The organism is Pseudomonas vancouverensis (genome assembly GCF_004348895.1).
Taxonomy (GTDB): Bacteria; Pseudomonadota; Gammaproteobacteria; order Pseudomonadales; family Pseudomonadaceae; genus Aquipseudomonas; species Aquipseudomonas vancouverensis.
The window spans coordinates 232,951-244,860 of record NZ_RRZK01000036.1; the positions used below are offsets into that span (position 1 = coordinate 232,951).

Annotated in this window: 11 protein-coding genes; 6 read left to right on the plus strand and 5 right to left on the minus strand. The window is 61.3% G+C overall.

All coding sequences use genetic code 11. The features are described from left to right. Window positions 1-150: 150 nt before the first annotated feature. Together EIY72_RS28805 and EIY72_RS28810 are read left to right on the plus strand one after the other, a co-directional pair. A complete protein-coding gene (locus EIY72_RS28805) occupies window positions 151-462 on the plus strand; it encodes an Mpo1-like protein (RefSeq protein WP_093225312.1) in 312 nt (103 codons plus the stop codon). Between the two features lie 27 nt (window positions 463-489). Next, window positions 490-1,080, plus strand: a complete 591-nt coding sequence (locus tag EIY72_RS28810; protein ID WP_093225315.1) for an HD domain-containing protein — start codon at window positions 490-492, stop codon at window positions 1,078-1,080. Between the two features lie 91 nt (window positions 1,081-1,171). Here the strand turns inward: EIY72_RS28810 and EIY72_RS28815 are convergent, their stop codons facing one another. Next, on the minus strand, window positions 1,172-1,987 hold the full coding sequence (locus EIY72_RS28815) for a UDP-2,3-diacylglucosamine diphosphatase (protein WP_047600027.1): 816 nt from the start codon (window positions 1,985-1,987) through the stop codon (window positions 1,172-1,174). A 136-nt stretch (window positions 1,988-2,123) separates the two neighbouring features. On the opposite strand from EIY72_RS28815, the gene EIY72_RS28820 reads away from it, so the two are divergent. Beyond that, on the plus strand, window positions 2,124-2,888 hold the full coding sequence (locus EIY72_RS28820; protein WP_093225318.1) for a helix-turn-helix transcriptional regulator: 765 nt from the start codon (window positions 2,124-2,126) through the stop codon (window positions 2,886-2,888). A 71-nt stretch (window positions 2,889-2,959) separates the two neighbouring features. Then, entirely contained in the window at window positions 2,960-3,853 is an 894-nt protein-coding gene (locus EIY72_RS28825) for a DMT family transporter (RefSeq protein WP_093225321.1), read from the plus strand. Here EIY72_RS28825 and EIY72_RS28830 read toward each other — a convergent pair. The 3 genes from EIY72_RS28830 to recQ form a co-directional block, all read right to left on the minus strand. Continuing rightward, on the minus strand, window positions 3,847-4,134 hold the full coding sequence (locus tag EIY72_RS28830; protein WP_093225326.1) for an Rdx family protein: 288 nt from the start codon (window positions 4,132-4,134) through the stop codon (window positions 3,847-3,849). The two genes, EIY72_RS28825 and EIY72_RS28830, sit on opposite strands and share 7 nt — an antisense overlap. Before the next feature lie 43 nt (window positions 4,135-4,177). After that, a complete protein-coding gene (locus EIY72_RS28835) occupies window positions 4,178-4,612 on the minus strand; it encodes a MarR family transcriptional regulator (RefSeq protein WP_093225329.1) in 435 nt (144 codons plus the stop codon). A gap of 118 nt (window positions 4,613-4,730) precedes the next feature. Further along, the gene (gene recQ, locus EIY72_RS28840) at window positions 4,731-6,857 is read right to left on the minus strand and encodes a DNA helicase RecQ (protein ID WP_093225331.1); all 2,127 of its coding nucleotides are present in this window, start codon (window positions 6,855-6,857) and stop codon (window positions 4,731-4,733) included. 294 nt (window positions 6,858-7,151) lie between these two features. On the opposite strand from recQ, the gene EIY72_RS28845 reads away from it, so the two are divergent. Both EIY72_RS28845 and EIY72_RS28850 read left to right on the plus strand, forming a co-directional pair. Further along, a complete protein-coding gene (locus EIY72_RS28845) occupies window positions 7,152-7,739 on the plus strand; it encodes a UPF0149 family protein (protein WP_056853071.1) in 588 nt (195 codons plus the stop codon). A gap of 10 nt (window positions 7,740-7,749) precedes the next feature. Then, window positions 7,750-8,145, plus strand: a complete 396-nt coding sequence (locus tag EIY72_RS28850) for a YbaN family protein (RefSeq protein WP_093225333.1) — start codon at window positions 7,750-7,752, stop codon at window positions 8,143-8,145. Between the two features lie 67 nt (window positions 8,146-8,212). Here EIY72_RS28850 and EIY72_RS28855 read toward each other — a convergent pair. Beyond that, window positions 8,213-11,910: Ig-like domain-containing protein (locus EIY72_RS28855; protein WP_132680194.1), on the minus strand; the 3,698-nt coding region annotated here is incomplete at its 5' end.

Consider the following 11,910-nt stretch of genomic DNA (forward strand, 5'->3'; position numbering starts at 1 on the left):
TACATGTTGAGCCGCATACTACGGCTGATGACCGAAGGATACTAAAGTGGCGCCTATTGTCACTGGCTGTTGCCATTGATCACTCTAGACTCAAATAAGCTACCCGCAGAACAACTTGCAGTCAGAACAATAACCACAGAGATCGCAGTCGTGGAAAACGTTAAACGATTCAACAGCTTCGCCGAGTTCTACCCCTACTACCTCAGCGAGCACAGCGACAGCACTTGCCGACGACTGCACTTCATCGGCACGACCCTGGTCATTTTCATATTGGCACTGACCATCGGTCGAGGCGCCTGGACGCTGCTGTGGGCCTTGCCCCTGGCGGGTTACAGCTTTGCCTGGGTCGGGCATTTCTTTTTCGAGAAGAATCGCCCGGCGACCTTTCAACACCCCTTCTACAGTCTGCTCGGTGATTTCGTCATGTACCGGGACATGATTCTGGGGCGCGTTCCGTTCTAGACACCCTCTGCCACACGAGACTTGCCGATGAATGCCAATGCCCGCTTCACCCACATGAAGGACGGCACTCAGGAAGACTGGGCGATCATCGCCGCCGACTTCAGTGCCTACGCCCGACAATTGCCGACACGGATCGTAGCGCACCTGAAATTGCTCGAGGGTGATTTCGGCGGTTTTCCGGTGGATCGCCTGACCCACTCCCTGCAGACCGCGACCCGCGCCTGGCGCGACGGCCGCGATGAAGAATATGTAGTCTGCGCGTTGCTCCATGACATCGGCGACACCCTGGGTACCTTCAATCATCCGGACATCGCGGCGGCGATCCTCAAGCCGTTCGTCAGTGCCGACAACCTGTGGATGGTGGAGAAACACGGGATCTTCCAGGGTTACTACTTCTTCCATCACTTGGGCATGGACCGGCATCTGCGCGAGCAATTCCAGGATCATCCGCAGTATCAGGCGACGGTTGAATTCTGCGCCAAGTACGATGCGGCGGCGTTTGATCCGGCGTACGACACCCTGCCGTTGAGCTTCTTCGAACCGATGATGGAGCGCCTATTTGCGCGGCCGCGGAACTCGATCTACAAGGCGGCGATGGCAGAGCAAGCGCCAGCCTGACGGATCCAGCGGGGCCGCTTCGCGGCTTATTCGTCGTAACGCCACCCGGCGGCGTTACGACGAATAAGCCAGCTCAGACACTCAATAGCTATCAGGCCAGCTCGGCAACCTTGGCCGCTTTCAACTGCGCTTCCCGCGCCTGGGCATCCGCCAGTCGATACAGCTCGATCGTGCCATCCCAGTGTTCGATCAATGCCGTGCAGGACTCCACCCAGTCTCCGCAATTGAGGTAATCCACCTCGCCGACCTTGCGAATTTCGGCATGGTGAATGTGCCCGCAGACCACGCCATGCAGCTCACGCTTGACGCACTCATGGGCGATGGCTTCTTCGAAATCGCTGATAAAACTGACCGCGGTTTTCACCTTGTGCTTGAGGTACGCCGACAGCGACCAGTAGCCGTAGCCATAGCGCGCACGCCAATGATTGAGCCAGCGATTGAGGGTCAGGGTGAATTCGTAGGCCGAATCGCCGAGAAAGGCCAGCCAGCGGTGGTAACGAGTAATCACGTCGAACTGATCGCCGTGGATCACCAGCAAGTGCCGGCCATCGGCCGTGACATGCACCGCTTCGTCCACCAACTGGATGTTGCCCAGAATCAGCTTGGAATAGCGGCGCAGGAACTCGTCGTGGTTGCCGGTGACATAAATCACTTCGGTGCCGCGCTTGCTCATGGTCAGCAGGCGCCGGATCACGTTGGTGTGCGCCTGGGGCCAATACATGCCGCCGCGCAGTTTCCAGCCATCGATGATGTCACCGACCAGATAGATCTTGTCCGCGTGATAGCCCTTGAGAAACTGTGACAGGTGTTCCGCCTGACAATCCCGTGTACCCAGGTGCACATCGGAAATCCATAGCGTCCGTACACGTTGTTTACGGCTGGGTTTGGCGAGCTCGGCGCTGGTCATGGGCAACCCTCTGGACATGTTTTGTAAAGTTTGCGCCGGTCGGGTTAATGGTCCATGACAGCAGCAAGTCAGTCCTGTGACAGCACGTACGGGCCTGAGCGGGTGTAGACTGGCGACCTGCAACCGGAGACCCGCGATGAGACCGATCCTCACGCTACGCCAATACACCCACGACCTCATCGTCCACAGCCATGACCACGCGCAACTGGTGTTCGGGTTGTCGGGAGCGCTGGATTTCGAGGTTGGCGGGCGTGGCAGCCAGGTGGTTCAGCAGAGTTTCGTCGTCGTGCCTTCCGGCGCCCATCATGCTTGCGGCAGCGCCAACGGCAGCCGTTGCCTGGTGCTGGATGTGCCCAGCGACCAGTGGGTGGCGGACTCCCTGGGCGATCACGCCGAATCCAGTCGACGCCTGCTCGACAAGGCCGGCCGACTGGCACTGGATGCGGGACAAAGCCAGTTGGTGCAATGGCTGGCGAACAGCCCGGTAAATGACCCGCTGATCGCCCAACAAGGCGCGGTGCTGTTGCTGGCCAGTCTCAATAATGCGAAACCGGACGCAGTGGGTGGGCGCCGTCTGCCCTACGCCGCGCTGGATGCTCATATTGACCAGTACGCGGCGTATCCCCTGCAGGTTGCCGATCTGGCCCGGGTGGCCGGTCTTTCCAGCGCGCGCCTGCATGCCCGCTTCGTCGCCGAATGCGGGCAAACACCCATGGACTATATTCGCAGCCGTCGCCTGCACTTGGCGGTCGGCATGTTGCGCAACTCGGCGTTGCCAATCGGCGAGATCGCCAGCCGGGTCGGCTACAGTTCGCAAAGCGCCTTCGCAGCGGCCGTGCTGAGGGAGTTTGGCGCCTCACCCGGCAAGTTGCGCCGCGAGGCTGGCGATAAAAAACGCTAGTTTGCCGACAGACGTCACGGGGCAGGACGCGTTTCAATGACGCTTCTGTTCGATTGTTACCAAGGATTGCAATGACTCCCCGTACCGCCCTTGGCGCCCTGCATATTGGCGCACTGATGTTTGGCCTGACCGGTGTATTCGGCAAACTCGCTGCGGCGTCCCCGGCGATCATCGTATTTGGCCGGGCCGCTTTTGCGGTGCTGGCATTGGCATTTTTTGCCCGCTTCGCCAGCCAGACCCGCTGGCAAAAACTCGAAGCCGTGGACTGGCGCCGCCTGTTACTGGGTGGCCTGCTGCTGGCCGGGCACTGGGTGAGTTTCTTCATTGCGGTGAAAGTCGCAGGCGTGGCGATTGCTACCCTGGGTTTCGCCAGTTTCCCGGCCTTTACCGTGATTCTCGAAGGGTTGATTTTCCGCGAGCGCATCCGCGCCAATGAAATCCTGCTGGTTGTGCTGGTGAGCATTGGCCTGGTGTTGGTCACCCCAGACTTCGACCTGGCCAGTGGTGCGACTACAGGATTGCTGTGGGCCGTGGGCTCAGGGCTGCTGTTCTCGCTGCTGTCACTGACCAACCGCGCCGGCTCCGGGCGAGTGCCCGCGGTTCAGGCGGCGCTGTGCCAGAACGTGGTGGTCGCCCTGTGCCTGCTGCCGGTGGCGGCACCGCAATTGAGCGAGGTTCGGGCCATCGATTGGCTGTGGATCGGCCTGCTCGGTGTGTTCTGTACCGGCGTCGCCCACAGCCTGTTCGTGGCCAGTCTCGCGGTGATCAAAGCGCGAACCGCTGCGGTGGTGTTTGCTTTGGAGCCGGTGTACGGCATCACGGTGGCCTGGCTGCTGTTCAATGAAAACCCGACCCTGCGCATGTTGCTGGGCGGGGCATTGATCATCGTGGCAATTGTGGTGTCGAGCAGGCTTTCCAGCGGCTCGAGCAAGAAAGCCGTCGCCGCTGAAGCCGCCTCTCACTGAGTGCGGTCGTTGTGACCGAGGTCGCGGTCCGGATCGATCTGATCGCGGACCCGCTGCTTGAGCACTTTGGCTTCGGGGAAGCCGCCATCGGCCTTGCGCTCCCAGATCTGCACGTCGTTACAGAACACGTGAAATACCCCGCCGGTGCCGGGCACCAGCGACACTTTGCCGAGGTCATCGGCAAAAGTACTGAGCAGTTCCTGGGCCAGCCAGGCGGCACGCAACAGCCACTGGCATTGCGTGCAGTAGGTGATGACGATTTCCGGTTTGTTGGCGGACATGTCGGTAATGTTCCTTGCTGGCGAACTTGAAAGACCGGACGACTCAGGACTTTTCCAGATTGCCCAGAATGTGCCCATGCACGCGCATGCACACTGCAAGGTCCGCTTCATCGACGCCTTCGAACAGCTCGTGGCGCAACTGCGTGGCGATGGTTTCGATCTGTTCGATCAGCGGTCGAGCCGGGGCACAGAGCACGATCTTCTTCGCTCGACGATCTTCCACGACGGCCTGGCGCTGCACCAGGCCCTGGGTTTCAAGGCTGTCGAGCAAACGCGCCAGGGTTGGCCCTTCGACGCCGACGCTTTGTGCCAGTTCACGCTGGGTCGGTGCTTCTTCGAAACGCGCCAGGTGCAGCAGCACCAGCCAGCGCGCCTGGGACAAACCCATACCGGCCAGCCGGCGGTCCAGTTCGGCGCGCCAGCCGCGAGACATCTGGGCCAATTGCATGCCAAAGCGGTGTTGATCGGTTAACGACATAAAACACTCATGATTAGACTGAAATAGAAAAAACTAATTATTAGCCAGCTAAGCATGAGCCTTGGCTTGAGGCAAGGCCTGTTCTGTACTGAATCGTTACATCAATGATCCAGCACACTCAAATCTCGAATTCGGACTGCAACGCTGCGCGAACGCAGTACAAAACCCCCTCCGGCACCCGTCCGGCAAAGAGCGCGGAGATCTCGGCGACTGGTGGCAATTCACCTTCGCCGTCCAGGAAGGCGTCCTGCACTTCACCGAGCAAATCCTCGGGCAGGTCCAATGCCTGCTCCAGCGACAGCTGCTGTTTGCCAATGGCTTCGGCAAGCATGGTGTAGACGTTCTTTTCCGAGCACTGCAACTGACCGGCAATCTGCACTGGCGTCATGCCGGCGCGGGCCAGGGTGATCAGTTCGTGGCGCACATCGGCCACCACTTTCGGCGCCTCGGCCTGGCCGCCAAGCACTTCGAGGAAAGCCTCGCCATAACGCTCCAGCTTGCGCGCGCCGACACCGCTGACCCTGGCCATTTCCGCCAAGGTGGTCGGCTGGCTGCGCAGCATTTCCAGCAAGGTCGAATCGGGGAAGATGACGTAAGGCGGTACACCATGTTCTTCGGCAAGCTTGCGACGCAAGGCGCGCAAGGCTTCCCATTGTTCGCGTTCTTCGCCGCGCACCAGTTGGCTCGCCTGGCTCTTGCTGCTTTTCGCCACGGTTTGCGCCTTGAGATCGCGGCGCAGTTCAAGGGTGACTTCGCCTTTGAGCAGCGGCCGGCAACTGTCGCTCAGGCGCAAGCCGCCGTAGCCTTCCAGGTCGATATCGGCCAGGCCACGGGCCACCAGCTGACGGAACAGGGAACGCCACTCGCCTTCGGCCATGGCCTTGCCGACACCGAAGACCGACAGGTGCTGATGGCCGAAACTGCGGACCTTTTCGTTGTCCTTGCCCAGTAGCACGTCCACCAGATGCCCGACGCCGTAGCGCTGGCCGGTGCGGTAGATCGCCGAGAGCGCCTGACGCGCAGGCTCGGTGGCGTCCCAGGTCTGCACGCCATCGACGCAGTTGTCGCAATGACCGCAAGGCTCGGGCATGTCTTCGTCGAAGTACGCCAGCAGGGTTTGCCGCCGGCAGCGGGTCTCTTCGCACAGCGAGAGCATGGCATCGAGCTTGTGCTGCTCCAGGCGCTTGTGACGCTCATCGCCTTCGGAGTTCTGCAGCATCTGCTTGAGCATCACCACGTCTTGCAGACCGTAGGCCATCCAGGCGTCCGCCGGCAGGCCGTCACGACCACCGCGACCGGTTTCCTGGTAATAGGCTTCAAGGGATTTCGGCAAATCAAGGTGGGCAACGAAACGCACGTTGGGTTTGTCGATGCCCATGCCGAACGCCACGGTGGCGACCATGATCAACCCTTCCTCGTTGAGGAAGCGCTTCTGGTGATAGGCACGCAGATCGTTGGGCAGCCCGGCGTGATAGGGCAGCGCCGGAAAACCCTGTTCCGTCAGGAATGCCGCGACTTCCTCGACCTTCTTGCGCGACAGGCAGTAAACGATGCCGGCATCGCTGCGACGCTCGGCGAGAAACGCCAGTAACTGTTTGCGTGGCTGCTCCTTGGGCACGATGCGATAGAAAATGTTCGGGCGGTCGAAGCTAGAAAGGAAACGTTCGGCGTTCTGCAGGTGCAGACGAGTGACGATTTCTTCGCGGGTGCGCTTGTCGGCCGTGGCGGTCAGGGCAATGCGCGGCACGTCGGGGAACATTTCCGCCAGCTGGCCCAGTTGCAGGTATTCCGGACGGAAATCGTGACCCCATTGCGACACACAGTGTGCTTCGTCGATGGCGAACAGGGCGATGTTCAAGCCTTGCAGGAACGACAACATGCGCGGCTGGACCAGGCGCTCGGGGGCCAGGTAGAGCATTTTCACTTCGCCACGCTTGATCCGCGCCGCCAGGTCACGCTGCTGCTCAGCGCTCAGGGTCGAGTTCAGCGCGGCGGCGGCCACGCCCAGTTCTTCGAGGGTGGCGACCTGATCGTCCATCAGCGCGATCAGCGGCGAAACCACCACCGCCAGGCCCTCGCGCAGCAGTGCCGGCACCTGGAAGCACAGGGACTTGCCGCCACCGGTAGGCATCAGGACCAGGGCATCGCCGCCACTGGCCACGCGCTCAATGATCGCACCCTGACGGCCACGGAAACTGTCGTAGCCGAAGATGTCCTTGAGGACGCGTTGAGCCTGTTCGAGCATAAAAACTCCAAAAATCACCGAAACATCCCTGCAAGGCTGGTTCAGAACCGGCAATGGCGCCTCGATAAATCGTAAGTGCGCATTGCATGACGCTTAACAGATCAGCCGTGACGCCAGCAGGGCATCACAAAACGCGCGAGTATACCCGAGGGCTGTCCGGCAAAGGGTGCCGCTTATAGGACCAGAGAGATTGAGAACCTGTAGGAATGCAGTGCAAATATGCCGTGCGGCTGGCCTGTGCGCTCAAGAAGGCCTAGAATTCCCGCATCGAACATTCCCCAAGGTAGTCCTTTAATGTCCTTCGCTGAGCAACTAACCCGCCTGCAAGTCTTCCTCGACGCCGACGAACTGCATGACGAGGCGCTGGACTACGTGGCCGCCCACGGCTACCTCACCGCGCTGTCGATCTGTTCCGAAGTGGTTCCGGACCGTGAATGGATCGACGCCCTGTTCGCCGAAGAGCCACACTACAGCAGTGAAGCCCAACGCGAAGAGATCGAAGCCACGCTGATCGGCCTCAAGGCTCACATCGCCCGCCAGCTGGCGTCCGACGAAGAGTTCGAACTGCCGTGCGACCTCGACCTGGGCGAAGATCCGGATGACTCGGAACTGCGCGGCTGGTGCATCGGCTTCATGGAAGGCGTGTTCCTGCGCGAAGAAGCCTGGTTCGAAACCGCCGAAGACGAAGTCAGCGAAATGCTCCTGCCGATCATGGTCGGCTCGGGTCTGTTCGACGAGCAACCGGAGTTTTCCGACATCGCCGCCGACGCCAACCTGATGGACGACATGATCGTGCAGATCCCCGAAGCCCTGACCGCGCTGTACCTGCTGTGCAACGCGCCAGACGAGAAACCGGCGATCCTCAAGCCACGTCACCACTAAGGCCGCGCCTATGGCCAAGCCCATAGGCAACCGCCCCCTGATGTTGCGCTACGTACTGCTGGCCATCGGCTGGCTGAGCGTAGCGCTGGGGGTGATCGGGATTTTCCTGCCGGTACTGCCCACCACGCCTTTCCTGTTGCTGGCGGCTGCCTGTTTCGCCCGCAGCTCGCCACGTTTCTATCAATGGCTGGTGGAGCATCCACGACTGGGCCCATGGATTCGCGACTACCTCGACGGCAACGGCATCCCGCTCAAGGGCAAGGTCTACGCCATCGGCCTGATGTGGGCAAGCATCCTGTTTTCCTGCTATCTGGTGCCGCTACCGTGGGCACGAGGGTTCATGCTGACCAGCGCCGTACTGGTGACGATCTACATCCTGCGCCAGAAGACCCTGCAAAAACCCTGAAATGCCCCCATGAAAAAACCCGCCGTCGCAGGTCGCGAAGGCGGGTTTTTCTATTGCCCTCCTCAGGTCACACCGTATCCACTTTCAACGAATGATCGTTGAGCATGCCGTTGATGATGGTCGCCGTGTCGTGCCCGCCAGCGATTACCCCACCCGCCCCCGGCGTCACGCCGTAATGGCTAGCCAGGTTGACGCCAGCCAGATCGATGGTCTGGGTCGGCGCGGCGCCGGCCATGGCACTGACATTGATGCTGGTGACCAGTGATGCACCGCTGCCGGTGACCGTGAAGTGCAGGTAGTCATCCAGCGAAGCGGCGGTGCTGTTCTCCCCTTGCAGCAGTTGCGACAGGTCGAGCTTGTCAGTGCCAGGGGTGAAGTCGGTGACCACGTCGTGACCGCTGTTGCCCTTGAGCCACTGGAAGGTATCGGCGCCGGGGCCGCCAGTCAGGGTGTTGTTGCCCATCCCGCCGATCAGCAGGTCATCACCGCCGCCGCCGTTGAGGATGTCGTTGCCCAGCCCGCCGTTGATCACGTTGTTATTGTTGTCGCCGGTCAGCTTGTCGTCGAAGTTCGAGCCGACCAGGTTTTCGACGTTGCTGATCGTGTCGATGCCGGCACCGATGGTGTTCTGCGCCCCCAGCAGGCTGAGGTCCACCGTCACCCCGGCGGTAGCGTGGGCGTAACTGACCGTGTCGATGCCGGTACCGCCATCGAGAATGTCATTGCCCGGGCCGGCGTAGAGCAGGTCGTTACCGGCACCGCCGTGCAGCTCGTTGTTGCCGGAACCGGCGGTGAGCACATCGTTGCCGTCGCCACCATTGAGGATGTTGTTACCGGCGCCTGCCACCAGCACGTCATCGCCGGAGGTGCCGGTGAGGGTGTGCCCCTCCTGATAACTGATGGTCACGGCGGCGGAGTCGCTGCCGCCATGGTTGTCGTTGGCGGTGTAGGTACCGTGGTAATCCGGGGTGAGGTCGTGGGCCCCGGCGTAGTTGACGGTCATCGTCAGTTGGTAGTTTTCCGCGGCATTGGTGTTGCTGCCGCTGGTGTTGGTGATGTTGGTCACGTGGATCTGGTAGGTGCCATCGGCGCTCGCCGTGATGGTGCCGCCATCGGCGATGCTGACAAATGCCCCGCCGTTGACCGAGTACTCCAGGGTGATGTGCCCGGCCGCGAGGTTGTGGTCCAGGTTCAGGGTCTCACCCTGTTTCAGTTTGACGGTGATCAAGTCTTCGTCGTTGGCATTGGCGTTGGTCACCGCCCCCAGGTAGCCGCTGACCACCAGCACGGCAGTCATCGCCACGGTGTTGGCGGCGAAAGCGCTGCGCACATCGGCCAGGTTCTGGTTGGCGGCGGTATTGCTGGTGCCGTTGAAACTGATCGCGCCGCTGCCGGTGAAGTCCGCGCCCTTGGCCGCCCAACCAGTGTTGAAGCTCGTTGGTGATGCGGTGAGCGGATCGCCATTCGGATCGGTGTCGTTGGCCAGCAACAGTTCACCTGGCACCACGATATTGCCCGACAGCACGTTGGTGATGATGTGATCGTCCACCGCCACGGGAGGCGCGTTGGGGATCACTTTCACGGTCAGCGTCGAGCTGGCCAGATCTCCGTCATTGTCACTGACGGTGAAACCGACGTTCTCGGTGATCACCACGGAGGTGACTTTCTGCGAGATGTAGGTGTAGTCGCCGGTGCTGAGGTTGATCTGCAAGGTGCCGCTGTTGTTGGTGGCGATGCTCAGGGTGTTGTGCGCGAAGTCAAAGGTGCCGTGGTTGGCACCGCCGCTGGCGGACACCGTGCCCTGATTGTTGTTGCCCTTCGGATCGTAGGTGTAGGTGGTGCCATCGATGGTGATGGATTTGATGAAACCGCCATCGGCGCCGAAGGTGCCACCGTCGCCCAGCAGGGAACCGGTCACCGGCGCACCCACCACCGTACCCGAGAGTACCGAGTTGAGCTGGTTGAGATCGGTGACCACAACGGCGTTGGTATCGGTATGACTACTGCCGTCATAAGCCAGTGGATTGAGGTTGGCGTTGCTCACACCGCTGCCCAGGCCAATCGCGTAATTCTTGATGTTGTTGGCATCAAGGAAGGCTTTGAGCGCAGTCTCGTCGGCGGTGCCGATGTCCTGGTTGGTCGTTGGCTTGCCGTCGGAGAAGAAGTAGCCGACGTTCTGCGCGCCATCGAGTTTGCCCGAAGTCATGAACGCAGTTTTCAGCATGGCCACGGCGGCGTCGTAGTTGGTGCCGCCGCCCGCGCTGAGGCCGGCAAGCAGCGTCTTGGCAGTGGCCACGTCGACCCAGACCGAGGTGCGGTCGGTGGCGTTGCTGCTGAAGGTCACCAGTTGCACCTTCACATCGCCTAGGTCGTCGTACTTGTCCAGCAAGGCGCTGATCGCCTGCTTGGCCAGGTCCAGCCGCGACAGGCCCGGCACACCGGAGGGATCGGCCATGCTGCCGGAGATGTCGAGCACGATCAGCACGTTGGAGTCGATCTCCACGGCCGCGACCGATCGCTCCGACGCCACGGCCTGGGGCACGTCATCGACAATATTGACCACAATGGTGCTGGTGGTGCTGTTGCCCGCCGCGTCCGTCGCCTTGTAGGTGAAACTGTCACTCAGGGTGTTGGGCCCGTCGTTGGCGCCGGGCGACGTTTTCGGTGCCGATGTCAGGGTGTAGGTGTAGGTGCCGTCCGGGTTGAGCAGGATCTGCCCGTAGGCTCCGGTGGCGCTGCTGACCAGGGTGTAGGTGATCGCGCCAACAGCACCCGTGACCGAGCCGACCAAAGTGCCGGACGCCGTTTCGCCGGTGTTGCCCGGATCACTGCCAGTCACGGTACCGGCCGCCAGATCGTTGCCGTCCTTGGTCAGGTCGAGGGCTTTCTCATAGACGGTGACGTCATTGTCACTCACTGCCTTGAGGCAGCTGTTGTTGACGTCGATGGTGATGGTGGTGGTGCTTTCATCGCCGTCGCTGTCGCGGATGGTGTAGGTGAAGGTGTCCGTGGCCCCTTCGGGCCCGACCGAGTTCGGATTGGCGTGATACACCGCGTTGCCCGCGGCATCCAGCGTCAGGTAGCCATAGGCGCCGTTGATGTGAGTGCCCAGCCCGCCAACCGCCGATGTCGTGGTGTCTGCACCTGCACGCACGCCGACCACGGCACCGCCGGCAGCGGCCCCGTCAGCGCCAAGCGTGTCATTGAGCAGCACATTGCCGCTGACCGTGCCGCCTTCTGTCACCGAGTCTCTGTCCGCCACGGCCTTGGGCACATCGTCGATGATGTTGACGACTATGGTGCTGGTGACCACGTTGCCCAGCGAGTCGGTGGCCTGATAGGTGAAGCTTTCGTGGGTGATGTTCGGGCCGTCATTGCTCTGCGGCGAGCTGCTCGGTGGCGAGGTCAGGGTGTAGGTGTAGGTGCCGTTGGCGTTGAGTTGAATCTGCCCGTAGGCGCCGACATTGCTGCCGACCAGCGCGTAGGTGATCGCGCCAACAGCGCCAGTCACCGCACCGACCAGTGTGCCGGACGCGGTTTCGCCAGTGTTGTGCGGATCGCTGCCGACCACGGTGCCCGCCGCCAAGTCGTTGCCGTCCTTGGTCAGGTCGAGGGCTTTTTCGTAGACCGTGACGTCATTGTCGCTGACCGCCTTGAGGCAGCTGTTGTAGACGTCGATGGTGATGGTCGTGGTGCTTTCATCGCCATCAGAATCACGCACGGTGTAGGTGAACACATCCACCGCACCTGGGCCGCTGACCGAGT